At 49.0% G+C, this 18,991-nt stretch carries 14 protein-coding genes and 1 pseudogene; 9 read left to right on the top strand and 6 right to left on the bottom strand.

Annotation, left to right across the window (positions count from 1 at the left end; translation table 11 throughout):
* Positions 1-9 precede the first annotated feature (9 nt).
* Positions 10-621 carry a DUF6778 family protein gene (locus D9A02_RS01780; RefSeq protein WP_162932927.1) on the top strand — a complete coding sequence of 204 codons (612 nt, stop codon included), beginning with the start codon at positions 10-12 and terminating at the stop codon, positions 619-621.
* 559 nt (positions 622-1,180) lie between these two features.
* On the opposite strand, the gene D9A02_RS01785 is transcribed toward D9A02_RS01780, so the two are convergent.
* From D9A02_RS01785 to D9A02_RS01805, 5 genes are all read right to left on the bottom strand, one after another.
* Positions 1,181-1,864, bottom strand: coding sequence for a response regulator transcription factor (locus D9A02_RS01785; protein ID WP_120499274.1), 684 nt, complete (start codon positions 1,862-1,864; stop codon positions 1,181-1,183).
* A gap of 72 nt (positions 1,865-1,936) precedes the next feature.
* Positions 1,937-2,617, bottom strand: a complete 681-nt coding sequence (locus D9A02_RS01790; protein WP_120499275.1) for a hypothetical protein — start codon at positions 2,615-2,617, stop codon at positions 1,937-1,939.
* A 292-nt stretch (positions 2,618-2,909) separates the two neighbouring features.
* Positions 2,910-3,416 carry a hypothetical protein gene (locus tag D9A02_RS01795; RefSeq protein WP_120499276.1) on the bottom strand — a complete coding sequence of 169 codons (507 nt, stop codon included), beginning with the start codon at positions 3,414-3,416 and terminating at the stop codon, positions 2,910-2,912.
* A gap of 137 nt (positions 3,417-3,553) precedes the next feature.
* Positions 3,554-4,687 carry a Hint domain-containing protein gene (locus D9A02_RS01800; RefSeq protein ID WP_120499277.1) on the bottom strand — a complete coding sequence of 378 codons (1,134 nt, stop codon included), beginning with the start codon at positions 4,685-4,687 and terminating at the stop codon, positions 3,554-3,556.
* Between the two features lie 145 nt (positions 4,688-4,832).
* Positions 4,833-5,696, bottom strand: coding sequence for a hypothetical protein (locus tag D9A02_RS01805; RefSeq protein WP_120499278.1), 864 nt, complete (start codon positions 5,694-5,696; stop codon positions 4,833-4,835).
* 704 nt (positions 5,697-6,400) lie between these two features.
* Between D9A02_RS01805 and D9A02_RS19375 the strand changes: the two genes are divergently transcribed.
* Positions 6,401-7,675, top strand: coding sequence for a Hint domain-containing protein (locus D9A02_RS19375; protein ID WP_254054508.1), 1,275 nt, complete (start codon positions 6,401-6,403; stop codon positions 7,673-7,675).
* A gap of 121 nt (positions 7,676-7,796) precedes the next feature.
* On the opposite strand, the gene D9A02_RS01815 is transcribed toward D9A02_RS19375, so the two are convergent.
* Positions 7,797-8,834 (bottom strand): Hint domain-containing protein, encoded by a 1,038-nt coding sequence (locus D9A02_RS01815; RefSeq protein WP_120499279.1) that lies wholly within the window; start codon positions 8,832-8,834, stop codon positions 7,797-7,799.
* Between the two features lie 610 nt (positions 8,835-9,444).
* On the opposite strand from D9A02_RS01815, the gene D9A02_RS01820 reads away from it, so the two are divergent.
* From D9A02_RS01820 to D9A02_RS01845, 7 genes and pseudogenes are all read left to right on the top strand, one after another.
* Positions 9,445-10,359, top strand: coding sequence for a LysR family transcriptional regulator (locus D9A02_RS01820; RefSeq protein ID WP_120499280.1), 915 nt, complete (start codon positions 9,445-9,447; stop codon positions 10,357-10,359).
* A gap of 115 nt (positions 10,360-10,474) precedes the next feature.
* Positions 10,475-10,849, top strand: a complete 375-nt coding sequence (locus D9A02_RS01825; RefSeq protein ID WP_162932928.1) for a putative quinol monooxygenase — start codon at positions 10,475-10,477, stop codon at positions 10,847-10,849.
* Between the two features lie 97 nt (positions 10,850-10,946).
* Entirely contained in the window at positions 10,947-11,213 is a 267-nt protein-coding gene (locus D9A02_RS19110; RefSeq protein ID WP_162932929.1) for a hypothetical protein, read from the top strand.
* Between the two features lie 71 nt (positions 11,214-11,284).
* Positions 11,285-15,583, top strand: a complete 4,299-nt coding sequence (locus tag D9A02_RS01830; protein ID WP_120499282.1) for a calcium-binding protein — start codon at positions 11,285-11,287, stop codon at positions 15,581-15,583.
* A gap of 88 nt (positions 15,584-15,671) precedes the next feature.
* Positions 15,672-15,749, top strand: a pseudogene (locus D9A02_RS19545) (hypothetical protein); the annotation flags it as partial.
* 74 nt (positions 15,750-15,823) lie between these two features.
* Positions 15,824-17,563 carry a type I secretion system permease/ATPase gene (locus tag D9A02_RS01840; RefSeq protein WP_254054509.1) on the top strand — a complete coding sequence of 580 codons (1,740 nt, stop codon included), beginning with the start codon at positions 15,824-15,826 and terminating at the stop codon, positions 17,561-17,563.
* Entirely contained in the window at positions 17,560-18,879 is a 1,320-nt protein-coding gene (locus D9A02_RS01845; protein ID WP_120499283.1) for an HlyD family type I secretion periplasmic adaptor subunit, read from the top strand. Before D9A02_RS01840 ends, D9A02_RS01845 begins: the two co-directional genes overlap by 4 nt.
* The last annotated feature ends 112 nt before the right edge of the window (positions 18,880-18,991 follow it).

The raw sequence follows: 18,991 nt of genomic DNA on the forward strand, positions 1-18,991 counted from the left end.
GCAAGAACAGTGGCACTAGGAAAAACCGCAATCGGCGCAGCAACAGTTTTATTGTTAGCAAGCTGCTCCACGTCGTTCAAGACTGACTATGAGGCAGGCCTTTCAACCAATGATACTCGGAACTGGCGTGTTGAAACAGTAAGGGTGGTCGTTCCAGATAACCTTACCGTATCAGAACAAAACATCCTCGCTCCAAGTGCCGACATCGTATGGCGAGGCGACCTTCCGGGAGATCGCAAATATCAGGTAAAGAGCATCATTGAAGATGCCGCTGAGGAGGCTGTCCTGGGTTTGAGCGGCCCAAAGGAAGTTGGTTTGTTCATCAACCTACACCGGTTTCATGCGTTGTCTGACAGAGCTAGAGAGAAACTCAGCGTTTCAGGCGTACATAACATCAGATTCTCCATCCACGCATTCGACTTAGCATCTGGTAAAGCTCTAACTTCTGTTAGTGAAGTAGAGGCAAGTTTACCCGCGTACACAGGAATTCAAGCTATTGAAGCAGAGCGAATTGGAGAGACGCAAAAAGTCCGAATATCCCGGCACATCCGGCAGGTGATCCAATCTTGGATGGGGGTTGGCCCAGACATAAGGGGTGAGTTTTCACGTTTGGGGATTTGATAAAGTTACATCAGTAAAGGCTAAAGTATGTTGGAACATTGTGTGCGAGTAAGCTCCATTGGTTTTGTTTCGGAGCTCTCAGTTTTTACCGGAGGTATTGAGTTCGAACTGCGGTCTGTTTTCTTTCAAGAACCTCAGATAGTCGGTGTTGCAACTCAAGTTCGTCGGCGAGCACGAAGGCCTTTCCACCTAGTTGAGTAGGAATTAGCCTCGGAGGCTAGGGCCGTCATACGCACTTTGATTGGGGAGGGAATTGAGGAACAAGCGAAACTGTTTTCAGATCCGATTATGGAAAAACTAGACGAACGAACAGAGGACCCAGACCAACTTGACCGTTCGGCGGAACACGGTGGGTCGGGGACGTTAGATTCAGATCAGACTGCAGCTTGAAAGAGTTTAGTCGGCCGTATCAAGATTGAACTTCCCATTTATAAATTGAGATCTTCAAACTAGAGCCATTTTAGCTGCTGCAAAAACTCAGCCACTTCCTCTTACGGGTGGGGTGAAACGTCTATTATTGACAGGGCAATGACAACATGCGTTTTCGGCAATTCAATAACTAACGAATTCCCAACAAATAACCACGTCCACGGATATTGTGGACAAGCTTCTTTTCAGGCTCCATATCGATTTTTTTTCGCAATCTACTCATGTAGACCTCCACAACATTTGTCAGTGGATCAACTGAAGTCACCCAAACGTTTTGCAGAATTTTTGCGCGACTTAAGACATTGCCCGCTTCTCTCATGAGGTATTCAAGAAGAGCATATTCTAGAGATGTAAGCTCAATAAATCGATCGCCGCGGCTTACGGTGAGTTTATCAAGGTCGAACCTTAAATCTTCCACCTGTAGCGATTTTTGTAGTGATGTCGGTTGCTGTCCTGATCTGCGGCTGATTACATTGTTAATTCGTGCGAGTAGCTCTTCAAATGAAAAAGGCTTGGTCATATAGTCATCGGCACCCATTTTAAGGCCTGTAACTATATCCTCAGACGAGTCTAAAGCTGTCAACATGACAATCGGTGTCTGAATGCCCTGCGCCCGAAGTTCATAGCATATCTGGCGACCATCCATTTCTGGTAGCATCAGATCAAGAATGATAGCATGCCATTCATCATTGCGGGCTCTTTCGAATCCGCTTTTCCCATCCCGACAAAGATCAACCACGTAACCCTCTGCGCGGAGACCTCGCACTAGAAACTCCGCAATCTGTTCATTGTCTTCAACAACAATCAGGCGCATGTCTCTCCTCAACTTTAAAACCAAGGGGTATATAACATACGACGGTTTTGAATGACTAGGTGGTACAGAGGTTTACTCTTGAATTGTCCTCTTTGATGCGGCAACTGACTTCTTCATAACGTCGTTGATCCTTCGACAAATCCGAACGAGATCCGTTCGTTTACCTGCGGAACATCGACCATTATCGCGAACGCAGATCGCTCCGATGACACTCTGGTTAGAGAACTCGAAAAATGGAACTGATACAGCATTCGTATGCTTTTCATCCGCGAAGCCCTTGCGGCGAACCAGAAGTAGTTTTTCCAGAAATTCTGGACTTTTAATCTCTGTTTTTTCAAGTTGTGAGGCGCTTTGTAAGTAAGCTTCCAATTGGCGCCTCCTCTGATTTGTTGTGAGATTTGACAGAGCGGAAAATGCCATACAAGACCACGCAAAACTAACCGGTTCTCTTTGATTTTCTGGATTTTTATCCGTGGTCTCCACCACACGTAACTTCCCGGGCACCTCAAAAAGAGCAACGTCTATGTGAACTTGCTCCTCTCGTGACAACTTCTCGAAGAATGGCAACAAAACATCAATTTCTCTTATCGGAATATTTGCATTTGCAAACAATAAGTCAGCTGAAGAAGAAACCCGATACTGTGTTTTACAAAGTGTCGGCCGAATCCAACCTAGAGTTATCAACGTATGCAAGCTACGGTGAATTGCCACTTTGTTTTGCCCGGTTGCTTGTTCTAATTTGTCTCGTGACATTGGGCCCTCGCCAAGGAGAGCATGCAGAACCGAAAAGCAACGAACTGCGGATCCTTTTTTGTCAGCATCCAGTGCAGATCGACCAATGCTTGGGATTTTGTGTTCCAATTTTTACCTCACTAGCAAACGTTGTATACTCACTGAAACGATACTTTTCGCTTCGTACACGTACATGTGAAATTGGTTTTTTGAAGTGTGTCTAGAGTGTTAGTTAAGCGTTAACCTATTGCTGATGCTCTGTTAATTCTCTGCTTATTTTTTGTTAATACTTATGCGATCATAAGAGAGACTGCTAATCATTGAACAACAAAGACACTGTTTCGTGTGTTTCGAACCAAGTGTACAAACTTCCTAATGCGCTTTTATTTTGTCTATTGTTGCTAGCATTTGCCGAGGTTACACACAGAGCACCGTTTGCACAAAGCAGACTCCCTCTATTTAGGGAAATTGAATAGTAAGCTTCATATTCGCCATTGTTGCATTTTTCGATCAGTTCCTTTTCCAAGAGCTGATTGGCTTTATGTTCTTGAATCACAGTATACTTTTGTGATTCTGTTTTTTCGCACGTAATCACAATTTGATTCGTGCAAATCTTTAAATCTTCAAAGAGACCAGCCAAACTTGGGTGGCCAGGGGCGATGGTTATAGATGGGATCAATAGCGTTTGAACCTTGATGTCAACAATATCAACATCCCCCCCCGTGATCGGATTAATCAGGATGTCGCCGATACTCAGCTCCTCGACCGGAACATAGTGATCGGGTTCGTGTACTAATATCTTAGTTCCTTTTGCAAACATGTGCTGTCCAACCATTCTTGAATGAAGCTTGCTGAAACCAGCTTCGTGGTAGCCGAGAGGTGTTTTTAAACGTTGGTGTCTAGAGGTGTTTTTAAACGTTGGTGTCTAGAGATTGCTCTTGAAATCAGGCATTCCAACTAGCCGACCCCGTCAGATTGGCCCGTATTCGAAGATGCGAGCCAATTTGCATCCAAAAATCTGGTTTGGTTTTTCGCATTTCTGCGGATCAGATTTTGTGCCGATTTAGTTTTCATAAATCTTCGCGCCATCAGGTAACCACGGACTGGTCGGATTTCATTTGAGTTGACCTGCTTGAGCTTTCGCTGCCGATCCACGTGCCCATTCATGTTTTCGACTGACATGGATTCAATAGGCACGCCATCTGCAAATAAGATGCAATGTGTGCTCAAACGAATACTGTAACGTGTCAAGTTATCCGGCTGGCACGTTTGAGTGCTAATTCCTTCAGCGTCCGAAAGGTGTTCAGCATTGATTAAAATTTCATCGATTTTCTGACCAGACCTACCGACGAGATTGTGGATTAACACCTTATGTTTTGGAGCCAAAAATAGATCATCGTTCGGTGTGAATTTACCCAAGGACCCTTTAGCAAGCCGAATGATGCTCCTATCTATTCCTTCATGTTCAACCAGTTCGATTAATGGTTGATAGTCACTATCAAGCGTAAGAACGAGATCACCCGGTTTCAGGTTTTCCACTTTTACTTTCCCACGACGTGTTTGAACCTTGGTCCCCGCGACCATTCCTGAGTGGTGAAGCAATTGTCGCTTTGGAACAGATTGCTTGGCCCCAAGGACATCTATCGCGTGAATCTCAACTTCGTCGGAACCGTTTGAAATAAAATCAAACTCAAAAATGTGCCCGTTGAGATCGGGTTGAACAAGTGCTTTTTCAGTGTGGCCTACTGGTGTCACTTCGTGACCGTTGATAACCACACGAAAGGTGCTTTGACCAAGGCTCCCAGCTTTGGCAAAAATGGAAAACCTTAGCGCCTTATCGCGAAACGCGAGTTCCATTAGGTTGGTTTTCAGTATTCCCGCACGCGTGCAACTCCCACTGAGCTCGAATACAGATTCGCACCTATCATCGGCCCCCTGCACGCTCTCAAATTCTTGCGGCTGCTCAAGAAGCCTTCCAGAGACAAGTTGCCATTTCTTTAAATTCAAGGGAGCCCTGTCTTTGGAAACAGCTTCTGGATGTGGGCGATCACTATATGTAACTGTCAACTGCGCGCCTACTAGGAAAACCATCACTTAATACTCCTCCACGGTTTACTGCCCCACCGCATCGCCATGCTATCGAATAATAGGCGAGTTAATCCAATCGGGTGTTTCGATAGTTGAAACGCCTGCGATTGCTCGCATTCTGTAACTTCGCTCCGGTGTTGAGCTGGGTTCAGGGCCCACTTGCTGTGATTTTGCAATGCGGTGAGTGCTGCTGAATTGTGTTTCGACAATGAATGCAAAGTGCATCTTTGAAGTGACAATTTTCCAAAGCTGATTTTAGATCTACAACTCGCGGCAAACATTCCGAAAGACGAACCAGCGCTTGCTTTTGTCTTTGTGTATATGTCTTCAAGGAGAACTCTAAAGATCCATAAGCACCAAAACTCGATTCGAATGGCGCACTGAAACTCTCTCCGTTCGCTGACCAAACTCGATAGGTATCCTTGTGTTCTTCGAGGGCTGCGAATACGTCGATCTGTTCTGCCGTGTTTCTTTCTTCCTTTGTCGATCTGTTCAAGTAGGCTTGAAGGTGTTTCTCGCTCTCTGTTGGTGGCAACGGTATTAGTGCGGCTATTGCAGGGGCATCATTGATGAGCGAAAGTTCGGAATTAACTTCCAGATCATTCCTGGAGCTGTCTAAAATCTTGTAAGTCCCTACTGCGGTGAAGAACCCAAGATTGACATGAAAGAAGTCTTGGAAGAAGCTGAGGCACTTACGCGCTTCCTCAACTTCGACAGGTGTAAAAAATGCCTTGGCTGCAAAACTCTCGAGAGTTGATGAAAGCTCAAAAGCGTGATCACTTAGGCGCGTGTTTACCCAGCCACATTTACGCAGCACAGCCGCCGCTCGCCAGACTGCCGCTCGAGATATTCCCGTTTCACTGGTCAGATCACGCAATGTGATCGGCCCTAGGCGACCGATGGTTTCCAAAACAACAACCAGTCTCATGGTTGGGGATTTTGAATCCTCAACAAATGCCCGAGCAGCAAAAGGAATCGGGTTGGGTATCGGGACATTCTTGTGCGAGTTCATCAGGGCCGCTCCATTGTCGGACTTAACACGAACCTCCAAGGGGGGTCATGCATAACAAAGGCAATCGATACATGGATCAATGAGCTCCACGCGGCTCTGGGGGCAAGCGCCCCGTTTCGATAGGTGAAATCGCGGATTTGAAAAATACCGCACCGCCGACATAAGGAAAGACGGCTTCAAATGCACGATCCGCAGCCACCACTGCGGTGCTCTGTGTGTGAAACTAAAATTTGATGCCCAAAGTGAATAACTGAATTCACTTTAAGGAGAAGGGTGCACAATTGGCTCAGGACATCAATGCGATGGCAAAGCTGATACAGCTGCTATCACGATTCCACTCACGGAGCGTCCCAATATTTGCGCTATCCCCCAGAAGCGTGGGCTGAATTTGCCCCTTCTCCAAACCACTGCCGAGAATCTGCAGCACATTGGATAATCGTCCGGGCCAAAAGTTTTAATTCACCCGATCAACGGGATGCGGTGTGTTGATACTGACGCCCCCTTCCGTTTCGATAAATGAAATCGCAAATTTGGCGATGCGATAAGTGCTGAGTTAGTTTTACAGGCGGGGGCTCAGAGGGTTTGCATGCATTTTACAACCTGAACTACGGATTTGGTGCACGCACTGAAACAACGCGTGGTCATTGAAGAAATCAAGCAGGCCCTGGCCAAATGTATAAACTCGTAAACGGGAGAACAATGTTATGCCTATAACGACCCATGTGAGTGCTATCTACCTGGGAAACCTGAGCACTGCAATTGACCCGACTGAGGGCAACGTTGATATGGAGGGGGCAGATACTTCGCGTGGACCTAACTCTATTTTCCAAAATCAAAAATTTGGAAGCGATACAGATCCTCTGCATCAAAAACTGGTTACCATTAGTGCCACAAGCACAGACCCTACTGGCAAAGAAAATGACCAAAGTCTGCATGTTGACGGTGACCAGCACACAGATACTCTCGAATACAACTTGAATGATGGCAATGGGGTGGTGGAAAGCGAGTTTGACGCCTATCTGCAGTGGACTAACCCTTCGACGGGCCCTTTGGTGAACCAAGTTCTGGTCACCTATGCCGACGGCACTATAGTGTCGCGCGAGATTGATATCATTCAAGATGATCTGGGAAATTTGTTTCTTGTATTTGACGGAGATAGACCAAGTGCAAATGATCAACTGAATTCAGGCGAGATTGTTAGCATTCAGTTTTCTGGGCGCGCGTCGGCTTATGATGGTACGTCGAGTTGGAGACGCGAAGATTGGACCCCTACCAGTACTGAGTTTCACGGCACCACAATGCCGTGTTTTGTGCGAGGCACAAAAATCCTGACCATCCGTGGCCCGGTCGAAATTGAAAATCTGAAAGCTGGGGATTTGGTCTGGACAGCTGATCGTGGATATCAGCCTATTCGTTGGATAGGTTCGCGGCGGCTCAAAGAAATAGGTTCGCACAACGCAGACAAAGTGGCTCCTGTTCTGGTGTCGTCAGGAAGTATTGGGCAAGACATGCCAGACAGTGATCTGCTGGTTTCTCCTCAACATCGCATGCTGGTTTCTGGAATGATCGCAGAACGGATGTTCGGGGCAACAGAGAATTTAGCCTCGGCGAAGCACCTGACGGACCGAGAAGGTATCAACACTCAGACCCATCTGCAGCAAGTTGAGTACTTTCACATGCTTTTCGAAAATCACGAAATCATCTCGGCGAATGGCGCTCTTTGTGAAAGCTTGTTTCTCGGACCCGAGGCGCTGAAATCACTGAGCGAAGCGAACAGGCAAGAGATATTCGCGCTGTTTCCCGACTGGGATCATACCAAAGATGAACTGCCTCCAAATTTCTCAAAGGCACGTCGATTTCTGGGCGGGTCACAAACACGAAAGCTGGTTATGAGGTCGGAAAAAAACTGTAAGCCTCTGGTTGCTCGAGGCAATGCCGCAGAAAACCGACGGAATGCAGCAGGTCGGCTAAGTGTGTAACCGAGTTCGTGACGCCTTTGTGTTGATGAACCGCCATTGACCCAAAGGCCCGAGCGTGCAAAAGTGATAAAAATTCAGAAGCTTAGAGAATTAAGGGTTACAAAAGTTCGTAACAAAACCATTAAATGTTTGCGACCAAAGGCTTCTTGTTTTTGACGTGACGCATTAGTAGGTGTTGAACGTCTTTGGATCTGTGGACAATACGACAGGCTGGAATTGGCTTGAATTCCGGATTCGCAATTTCAGGGAAACGCGTTGTCATTTCAATGCGGGCTTCAGGTGAAATGGCTTTTAGTGCCTCTGGTCCAGTGAACAGGCTTTCAGTCAGGGCACCGTTGGAATAGATGATTTGATGTTGATCGAATAAAATGTGAAAGTACTCAATTTCCTGGATATCATCCGCAATTTTGATGCCTTCCACATTAATGAGTTTGACTGCAGGTATCAGCACTTCATTAGTGCCAAATATACGCTCCGCTATTGCGGACCGCACCAATATGCGGTGCTGGCGGGAGACAACAAGATCTATGGTGGGAAGGTTGCACCCAAGTGCACCAGATTTGATGCAAATTGGTCGTAGTTTGGGATTTACCATCATGTCGTAGGAGGTAACTTTTTTAGATCCGATCCAGCGCAACGTTTGCGCAGAACCATCCTGTGTAAGGATGTGGTCTCCGGTTTTCAGATTTTCAACTGGAACATCATATCCAGTACCTTTCTTGATCAAAGTGCCCGAGCTAAAACACACAATAGATGTGTATGGCAGTGTTCCGTCATGGTTGAGACCTGAAAACGAACGGCTGGTCCCGTCGAAGAGCCAATCCGGCGCTGAGGAAGTAAAGACAAACAACTGTCCGGTAGGGTTACCCGCTGTCGCCGAGTAGATCTCAGTAACATCGTAGGTTTCTCCGGTCTCATTATTTGTAAACCGGTTAATGCCGCGCGCGCGTATGGTATCTCCGGCCTCCAGCTCGTTAACCGCAGACGTTATGATCTCCTGATCGCCATTTGTTTCACTGGGTGGTGCTTGTTCGATGTCATCAAGAATAGTATCCCGGAAACCGTCATCATCCCGGACCGTGACGGAGCCCCCAAATTCCAACCCAACTGTGCCACCAATATCAGTAATGCGATAGACATTGAAGGTGTAGTCCGGCATTTGCAAAGCTCTCAATAGTTACAGGTTGATTTTCTACCGGTAAACCCGTCGTGAGTTTCCCAGTTCTTAAATTGCCATTATCCCGCTCACACAATGCCTTCAGGCGGAGGGTGCCATTGGATTGCAGTACCACGATCTGCCGTAACGTCTCAGACGATTACACCTTAGCGTTGAGCTATTGCTTGTAACCGTCAAATCCAGCGTTTCACCTATCGAAACATCCAGGGCATCAGAGTGGGAATGCTTTGTTTCGCTTCCTGCTTGAAGTTGAGGTGGCGAATCGAAAATCAAAGTTGATACCATGAGGCGAGGGCTCACAATTTGGTGCGATAAGCGCAGCAATTTCCGCTCGTAATAGACATCAACTAATCGTGTCTAATGGTATGGCCAATGGAATAAAATTATACCAGCCAAGTTTTCACTTAACGAAACGCTTGATTTGAACTCAAGTTCCCTACGGTCCATCTATAGCTCATTGGACATTAATCAAATGCGAACCTAGAGCAATGCTGCGGACTCACCTTTTGCCCGCCAATCACTTGATCAACGTGATGCGTTATGGTTCGATTACTATTGCCAAATAGAGCAATGCGGTATCTATGATTGAACGATGAAGAGCCTAGTTTCTAACCAAGTTCGCATCTTTCTAGCAATTGTAGATGCAGGTTCAATCACCAAAGCCGCTGACGCTTTGGACATGGGCAAGTCTGGCGTTAGTGATGCGCTCAAACAGCTTGAGACGTCACTCGGGACACAACTTCTGATCCGGACCACCCGTCGGCAGAGTCTGACAGCGATGGGCCAAAAATTCTACCGCCGGTGTCGGGAAATGAAGGACCGCTCGAATGCTGCATTGGAAGAAGTCAGCGAGCATCTTGCCGAACCCATGGGTGCGCTCCGCATTACTGGGCCACATGCAATGGTCGAATGCACGATAGCGCCCGCTTTGAGCGACTTGGTTGCGCGCTACCCGCGTATTGAACCCGAGTTGATCGTGGACGATCAGCGTCTGAATCTCATCAAAAGAAACATCGACCTTGCTTTTTCGATCGGTGAACTTCCCGATAGCGAGTTCAAAGCGCAACGGATAGGCGTGGCCAAGGACATCCTTTGTGCATCACCTGAATTTTGTAAAAAGCATGGGTTGGAGCCTGAAAAAGGGCTTCTTCCCGACATGATAAATACCCTTCCCTATGTCGCCCATCATTGGGAAACGACGGAAGCCGTACATCATCTCGCTCCGCTTGGCGGCGGAAAGCCTCTGGTTTTCAATTTTCGCAAAGTTGCTACCGTCAATTCCGTCAATGCCGTTCAAGCATTGATCAAGGATGGAACGGGCATCGGGATATTGCCTCACTTTTTACTGCGAAACCGTCTTGGAACAGGTGAATTTGTCGTGCTCCTGCCTCAATTCGAGCCCCGCGCCACAGGAATCTATGCAATCCACCCGTTTGGAATTGTACCACCTTTGAGCGTGCGGGCCATGATTGACTTTATGAAGCAGAAGCTGAGCGAAGTGGCGTAATGGTGCAACTATCATCCGAAATTGTCCGATATTTACGAGCAATCAGTCCGCTCAGCCTGGGTTTTTCGGATGGGCAGACCTGCGTATCTCTCTCTCATCAATAATGGAGATTGAAATGCACAACACATTCAAAACCCCTCTCGCCCTGGCCGCTGCAACGACTTTTGCATTCGCCGCTGTTCCATCCGATGCGGAAGACATTTCACCCGTCGTCCTAGCCCAGTTCCAACTCGACGGAGCAGAAGCGTCCGGTCAACCATTGACGGATTTTTTTGATCGGATCTTGTCCGGCACGCATTCCTACGAAGGTAACATGAGCGCAGTCTACTTTGTTTCCCAAGACGACCCTAGCAAAATTCTCTTACTCGAAGAATGGGAAAGCAAAGCTGACTTCGATTCCTATCTGAACTGGCGGATCGAACGTGGCGACTTCGCAGAACTAACCTCACTTTTGGAATCAGACCCCGTTCTGACGTTCTACGAACGCTAATCACCACTTTCTCACTGAATGCACCGCGGCCTTTGAGTTGGATGCGCCCAAAATACCAATCGGCGCTTTGCCGTTTAAAGTTCTCAAGGAAAATACAGTGAAAACTTCTGTCAAAATACTCACCGCTGCCGGTATTGTAATGACTTCAATATTGCCGATGTTAACCGCATGGATTCGTGATGTGAATCCATGCGGTCAGAGTTCTGCAACAACGCCGCATGCGAATAAGGCTAGGATTGTTCGCAAACTCCGAACTCTCCATTCGGTATTTTTCTGTTGCCCGAACACGCATACACTGCGCATCGTTTTAGGTGAGAGTGTTGGGCTTCAAGCGATCAAGAAAAAGATGACACTGAAAGATTAACAACTTTCCTAACCCGTGATGGTGGGCTTTGCCAACCTGAATGATCTATTCAAAAATATGAGGACAATGTAGTGCTAGCTAATGTATTTGACTATAATCAAACAACCGAAGCACGAGTTGCTGCGTTGGAAAATTATATACGCGGGGAAGGAAACGCAGGCTTCTTGGAGCACCTGCAGCAAATCAACGAAGAGTGGAATGCCGACAACCTAGAAGTGTTGTATTCTGATCCGGAGACGTTTGAACTCGCCGCCTATACATATCTTTATGATCAAAATCTACATTTGGACTATTTGAGTTCGTTTCCCCAAGAGATTCAAACGCAATTGGCGCAAATTTCTGCACAAGCCGCCGCTGATGGTTCAAGTGGAGGATTTGATGCGTACGGTGGGTTCTTCAAAGCGGCAGCCGGAGGAGCAATTCTAACAGCAGCGGGGGCTGTGGAACGCGGGCCTTTGTATGGTGGCGACGAATGGTCCGCTACGGGAAAAGTTCTGGGCGTAATCTACGGCGCAAATTACATTACAGAGGCGATTGCTGCCAGAAACTCAGGTAATGATGTTGATCATTTGAACTACGTCGCTTTCTCGCTGTTTTCATTGGGTGAGGGGTTGGGGCTATCAAACCTCTTCAACTCAACTGATGCGCGAGCAACCTCTATTTCAGCCAAAGGAGTTGGGCTTGCGTACTTGGCGGGGTCGGTTGTTGGCCTCGCAGCTTCAGTCGTACAATTGCACGGTGCTGAAGATGATGCTGCAGAAACAGCAGCTGCTATTGCCGTCTTTAACAATTCGGCATTAACGATTGGGTCATTTTTGACTGTCTTAGGCACGTTTTCCAAGTTTGCAGGCGTAGCTGGCCCACTTGGTCAAGCCGCTACGATTGCTTTTACGGTCGCGACAGTGGTGTCTCACAGTAATGGGCTATTTGACGTATTGCATAGCACAGAAACCAGCGATGAGCAAAAAATTGCCGCTGCTGCTGACTTCATAATTCAACTAACTCCATTGGGCGTTACTGGTTTCAACGCTGCAGCAATTGTAGAGGCGGTCCAGGCAAATGAATATCGAAAAGAGCTGTTGAAGTATCAGAAGCATGAACACACCGACCCCGATGGACTAGAATACAGGGGTGATGAACTTGTTGGAGACTACATTCACGGCCAAGCAGTCCTGAATGCAGTCCCACTTGTTAACATCGTTGTCCCGTTCATACACACGTTTGGTGGACGCAGTGCTAACCAGTGGACCGACCAAGAAGTTCGGCAGGAATACGGCAGTTATGAAAATCTTGCCATACAGGGTTTGGAAGCTCGAAACAGATATCAAGCATACGAAAGCCTAGATCAGGTAAAGGAATTTCTAACCGACACCGATTTTGATGAGTATGTCACAATAGGTACATATGGATGGGACGCTCTGGGAAGAGATACCGCTAGATTTTTTCATGCGCAAGAGCAAACTGAAGCGTTGGAATACAATCGTGGTTTTGTCAACCGATTTACTGAAACGTCAGATGATGTTCAAATAAGCGATAGATATATCAATTACCCGGGGGTTGACTTTGTATACGATGATCATCTTTACCAAATCTCTTCACCCAACGATACGTCCGATAAATCTCAGTACGTGACCATAGCGAACACCCTCTACGCTTACTCTGGAAGACTAAGAGAGACAAGAGACTCTGATGGTGACTACAGAACGAATTTTGACGTTTATAACGACGTATGGAGCGACATTCATATTTATGACAAAGATGCGAACACAGTACTTAACATTCAAAACGTTGGATTTAGGGTTGAGACAGCGAACAGAAATGAATGGTTTCATGACACACAACCAAGCTACGGAAACGATGTTATAACTTCGACAAATAAAGTTTATGTTTCGATGGGAGCCGGCGATGATTATGTTATATTGCCTCTTGTTAGTTCAACCGTAGACGGCGGTGATGGGATAGATACAGTCTCCTATCATGTCTATGATGATGGGCTAATACCAGGTTATTACGGCACGAGAGAATCGGATCTGTCAATCTCAGTCTACGGCACCTCAGGAAGTGGTTACGTTGTCAACAAACATGGATATGTAACAGTTCCTCAGATTGCTTACCTTTATGCGGATCCAGTCACCGATAGCGGCGACAAAAACTCAATACAGTACATTGGTATCGTAAACGGAGGTCTGGGCATTGGCTACGATATCCAAAGCATAGACCGCCTCGATAATGTTGAAATCATAAGAGGAACGCAAAATAATGACATTTTCTATGGCCGCTCTCGTGACGATATTTTTTTAGGGGATGGCGGGCGCGACTTGATGTACGGTGGTAAGGGCAACGATGTACTACGAGGCGGGGATGAAGCAGATACAATTTACGGTGGGGACGGAGACGACGTATTAATCGGCGGTGATTCCGGAGAACGGAACAATGATCCATCGAGTAACCGATATCAAGGTGATCGGCTTTATGGCGAGAGAGGTAATGACTTATTCATAGTTAATGGCATTACGGATATCTACTCCCATTCCAACAACGGTGGTAATTCAAGGCTGCCGTTTTCATATATTACTGGAGGAACAGGTTCTGATACTGTCGATTTTTCTAACTTCGATCACTCGCTTCATATTGCGCTCGGCGACTCAACAACCGAGCGATATGCGAGCTACGGGAACGCAGCGATTGTCAGAGATTCGATCTTCGAATTATATGATGGCAGCTATGGATCACGAGTAAACACAAAAGGTCGTGTGACGTTTGAGGACGATCTCGAAGGTGCTGTCGGGACCGAATTCGATGATTTCATTTCTGGGAATACTCTCGATAACTATCTAAGCGGAAGAGCCGGGGACGACCAGATCTACGGTGGTGCAGGTGACGATCTTCTTGACGGTGGCTTAGGCTCAGACACTATTTTTGGAGAGGCAGGAGATGACCGTTTCAAACAGAATACTGTCGGAGAATCTGATGAACTGAATGGCGGAGACGGTCGAGACACAGTTGATTATTCAGATCTCTTTGATACAAACGCTGAATCTGGACAAACCAACCATCTTGGTGTGACAGTTGATCTGCTCACTGGGTTAGCATCCCAGAGCAGTCAGACAACAGCGACAGACTCTCTTATAAATATTGAAGCCGTGATTGGATCGCGACTAAACGATCATATCACCGGCAGTAACGAGGACAACTTGCTCGAAGGGGGAGAAGGTAACGACACTCTCTATGGCAAGCAAGGAGATGATACCCTGCTCGGTGGTGACGGCGACGATAATCTTTACGGTGGTAAAGGAAAAGATTGGCTCTCTGGAGGACAAGGCAGTGATATTCTTAACGGCCGCGAGAACGATGACGTCTTTCTCTTGGAGCTAAATCAAGGTTCTCAAATTCGCGACTATATCTATGGTGGTAGCGGTTTCGACTATGTAGACTACGGGGCAGACAGCTATCATTCCGATAGCGGTGACAGTTCTGGCCTGCAGCAAGGTGTTGACCTCACCCTAAACAACAATGGATCTGCAATAGCTACACGACCTGATGGCGGTACAGATGTCATAAACGGTGTGGAAGGTATTCTCGGAAGTCAGTACAACGATAGTTTCACCGGGGACAATAATAACAACTTCTTAAATGGCCGCGATGGAGATGACGCTCTTGCGGGGGGAGCGGGGAGCGACACGCTCATCGGCGGTAACGGCGCAGATACGCTTCACGGCAATGATGGAAATGATGTTCTCGCTGGCGGCAAAGGCTCCGATGGCCTTGTAGGCCACGAGGGGGATGACGTTTTCTTGATGGAAGTGTATCAGAACACGACAACGCGTGACTATGTCTATGGTGGGGATGGATTTGATGTCGTCGACTATGGGGCCTTTGATACTAGGCCTATTGGGTTTTCCACCTCAACTGGAAACCTTGATCAAGGCATTAGTCTAACCCTTAACGATAATGGTTCCGCTATAGCGACACGGGCTGATGGCGGTACAGATGTTATCAATGGCGTAGAAGGCATACTTGGCAGCAGGCATGATGACCAATTTGAAGGCGACGCGGGCGATAATTACATTGATGGGCGTTCTGGTGATGATACGCTCTCTGGAGGCCAGGGGAACGATACGCTGATTGGTGGAGAGGGAAGCGACGTATTCCTCTTTGAGGGCCATCTGGGCAAAGATGTGATCAATGATTTCGAAGATGGACTCGATACACTTACGTTCCAAAGTTCTGTATTCGCCGACGTCACGAGTGTTTTGAGAATGGCGGCGCAAATTGGAGATGACTTTGTTTTTGATTTTGGAAACGGGTCGGAACTAACTGTTCTGAATACCAACTATCTCGAAATATATAACGATATCACGCTGGTATAGAAAGAAGCTATCTGCATCGCATAGCACATGTAACTAGCAGACAGTTGAGCCTCCCCCACTTAAATAGGGGAGGCTCAGCGGAGTAGGCAAATCAACGTCAGCTTTGGTGCTGGCTCAGGTGTTCGCTCAGCACAATTCCAGTGTCACGCTTGTTGATTGTCACTGAGAACTGACCCATCTCATTTATGCGCCGTGGTCTATGACGCGGTCAACATTACGACTAAAGAGGTAAAGTTCAACATGACAGGCCCCGAAGCCCGAATGATACAGGCCGGTGAGGCCGAATTGCGCAAAGCTCGCAAAAACAGTCGTGGCTTGTTCTGGTTTGTCGGTGTTTTCAGTTTTTTCGCCAACCTGCTGATGCTGACCGGCCCGCTTTACATGCTACAAGTCTATGACCGCGTGTTGGGCAGCCGCTCGGTGGAAACGTTGGTTGCTCTCTCGGCTCTGGTTGTCTTTCTGTATGGGATGATGGGCCTGCTGGATTATGCGCGGGGGCGTATTCTGGGCCGGATCGGCGCACGGTTTCAATCCGACCTGGACCCGCGCGTATTCGACGCTTCCTTGCGGCGTGCGGCATTGCCGGGCAACACCAACCCCGCAGGGCCTGCAGATCTGGTGTCCATCTCACGCCTGCTCTCTTCGCCAGTCTTTGGCGCGCTGTTTGACCTGCCCTGGACCCCGATCTTTTTGATCGGCATCTGGATTTTCCACCCTTGGCTGGGAATCCTTGCTCTGATCGGCGGCGCAATCCTGATTGCGGTTACAGTTATAAATCAGGCGGTCACACGCGAACCCACATTGTCGGCCAGCCGCGCCTCCTCGCAGGCACAGGCCATTTCCGATCAAATGCGCAACGAGGCCGAGATGGTTCAGGCTCTGGGCATGCGTGATGCCGCCTTTGTTCGCTGGCATCAGGTCCGCGACAACGCGCTCGAAGAACAGATGAAGTCCACCGATCTTGGCGGCACCTTCACCACAACCACCAAAACCTTCCGCCTGTTCCTGCAGTCCGCCATGCTAGGCCTCGGGGCGCTATTGGTCCTGCGCGGGGAACTGACCCCCGGCGCGATGATCGCCGGGTCCATCCTGATGGGTCGCGCGCTGGCCCCGATCGAGCAGATCGTCGGGCAATGGGCCATGGTTCAGGGTGCGATGCGGGGGTGGGGCAATCTAGCCGAGCTTTTGGGCACTGTTCCACCCGAACAACCCAAAACGCCTCTGCCAGCGCCAAAGGCAAAAATCGACGTCAAAAACCTGACCATCGCACCCCCCGGGGAAAACCATGCCGTGCTCAAATCTGTCAACTTTTCCATCCCACCAGGTCAGGCCGTTGGTGTCATTGGCCCCTCTGGTGCGGGCAAGTCTACCCTGGCCCGCGCCCTGACAGGTGTTTGGCGTCCTGCTGGCGGCAGTATCCGCCTGGACAGCGCAACGCTGGATCAGTACCCACCGCAAATGTTGGGTCAGCACATTGGTTATTTGCCACAAAAGGTCTCTCTCTTTGATGGCACTATTGCTGAAAACATTTCCCGCCTCGCCCCCGAACCCGACGCCGACAAAGTGGTCCAGGCTGCGCGCAAGGCCGACGCGCACGAAATGATCCTCAAGCTTCCCCAAGGCTATGATACGCGTGTCGCCGCAAATGGTGGTCGTCTCTCTGGCGGGCAAATCCAGCGTATCGGTCTGGCCCGAGCCATGTATGGCGATCCCGTCTTTCTGGTATTGGATGAGCCGAATTCCAACCTCGATAACGAGGGCAGCGAAGCGGTCAACCGCGCGATCAAGGCTTTCAAATCCAGCGATCGCTCGCTTCTGATCATCGCCCACCGCCCTGCCGCCATAGCCGAATGTGACCTGCTCTTGATGCTCGATGCTGGCGTTGTTCGCGCCTTTGGCCCGCGGGACGAGGTGCTGCAACAAGTGGTCAAAAACCGCACCGAAATTGCCAAAACCGCAGCGCAGGGGGGTGTACAATGACCGGCCCAGAACAGAACAAAACGAACCGCTGGTCTGCCCGCAAACCGCTCACCATTGGCTTGCTCTCCCTTCTCATTCTTGTAGGTGGCTTTGGCACCTGGGCCGTGATGGCCAATATCTCGGGTGCGATCATCGCCAGTGGCCGGATCGAAGTGGATCAGAACCGCCAGATTGTCCAACACCCCGATGGCGGTGTGGTCGAGGAAATCCTGGTGGACGAGGGTGATGTGGTCGCGATAGGCGAAATTCTTGTTCGCCTTGACCCCAATGAACTGCAATCAGAGCTCTCGATCACCGAAAGCCAACTGTTTGAGCTGATCGCCCGTCGCGGGCGGCTCGAGGCCGAGCGAGACGGCAATGAGGCCATCGAGTTTGACACGCTGATCACCACCATCGCTGAAAATAATCCCGACGCCGCAGATCTTATTGCAGGGCAAAAGCGGCTGCTGGCCGCGCGGGCCGAATCGATCAAGAACGAGATTGATCAGCTGGAAAAACGCAGCGGGCAGATCGGCAATCAAATCGAAGGCCTCAAAGCCCAACAAACTGCCCTTGGCCGCCAACATGAATTGATCACCAAGGAACTTGCCGACCAACAGCAACTGCTGGATCGCGGACTGGCACAAGCCACCCGCGTGCTGGCCCTGCAACGCGAAGAAGCCGGGCTTTTGGGTCAGATGGGCGACCTTGAGGCACAAAAAGCCCAAGCCGAAGGCCGCATCACCGAGATTGACATCGAAGTTCTCAAACTCGACACCACCCGCCGGGAAGAGGCGATCTCGCAATTGCGCGACCTGCAATATCGCGAGCTGGAGCTGCACGAACAACGTCGCGCCCTGATCGAACGCCTGTCCCGGCTGGACATCAAAGCCCCGGTTTCTGGCGTGGTCTACAGCCTGCAGGTCTTTGCCCTGCGCTCAGTTATCCGCCCGGCGGATCCGGTGCTCTATCTGATTCCACAAGACCGCCCCTTGGTGATCAATGCAGAGGTCGAAACCATCCACATCGACAAGCTCAACATCAATCAAGACGTGACCCTGCGCTTCTCCGCCCTTGATCAACGCGAAACCCCCGAACTGGTGGGCAAGGTCGTCACCATCTCAGCCGATGCTTTTGAGAATGAAAACACCGGGCAAAGTCATTACCGGGCCGAGATCATCCTGAACGAAGGTGAGATCAAACGCCTGCCTGAAGGCACGGTGCTGATCCCCGGCATGCCGGTCGAGACCTTCATCAAAACCGCCGACCGCAGCCCGATCGCCTATCTCGTGAAACCGCTATCAGATTACTTCACCAAGGCCTTCCGGGAAGAATGAGCCTCCCCATTTGAACGGGTCCACCGTTATGTTTAGGAAACGGAGGATACAGAATGGCAAACCCAAAGCAGCCATTCGTGCGGTGCGTAGTGATGGGCAGGAAGCGGCCCCC

This window comes from Roseovarius sp. EL26 (assembly GCF_900327775.1).
Lineage (GTDB): Bacteria > Pseudomonadota > Alphaproteobacteria > Rhodobacterales > Rhodobacteraceae > Roseovarius.

What these genes read in the sequence shown, in the direction of transcription:
- D9A02_RS01800 (WP_120499277.1), bottom strand. Translation starts at nt 4,687, where the DNA reads ATGGTTTTCCTAGTAGGCGCGCAGTTGACAGTTACATATAGTGATCGC.
- D9A02_RS01820 (WP_120499280.1), top strand. Translation starts at nt 9,445, where the DNA reads ATGAAGAGCCTAGTTTCTAACCAAGTTCGCATCTTTCTAGCAATTGTA.
- D9A02_RS01815 (WP_120499279.1), bottom strand. Translation starts at nt 8,834, where the DNA reads ATGCCGGACTACACCTTCAATGTCTATCGCATTACTGATATTGGTGGC.
- D9A02_RS01845 (WP_120499283.1), top strand. Translation starts at nt 17,560, where the DNA reads ATGACCGGCCCAGAACAGAACAAAACGAACCGCTGGTCTGCCCGCAAA.
- D9A02_RS01825 (WP_162932928.1), top strand. Translation starts at nt 10,475, where the DNA reads ATGCACAACACATTCAAAACCCCTCTCGCCCTGGCCGCTGCAACGACT.
- D9A02_RS01805 (WP_120499278.1), bottom strand. Translation starts at nt 5,696, where the DNA reads ATGAACTCGCACAAGAATGTCCCGATACCCAACCCGATTCCTTTTGCT.
- D9A02_RS01795 (WP_120499276.1), bottom strand. Translation starts at nt 3,416, where the DNA reads ATGTTTGCAAAAGGAACTAAGATATTAGTACACGAACCCGATCACTAT.
- D9A02_RS19375 (WP_254054508.1), top strand. Translation starts at nt 6,401, where the DNA reads ATGCCTATAACGACCCATGTGAGTGCTATCTACCTGGGAAACCTGAGC.
- D9A02_RS01785 (WP_120499274.1), bottom strand. Translation starts at nt 1,864, where the DNA reads ATGCGCCTGATTGTTGTTGAAGACAATGAACAGATTGCGGAGTTTCTA.
- D9A02_RS01790 (WP_120499275.1), bottom strand. Translation starts at nt 2,617, where the DNA reads ATGTCACGAGACAAATTAGAACAAGCAACCGGGCAAAACAAAGTGGCA.
- D9A02_RS01840 (WP_254054509.1), top strand. Translation starts at nt 15,824, where the DNA reads ATGACAGGCCCCGAAGCCCGAATGATACAGGCCGGTGAGGCCGAATTG.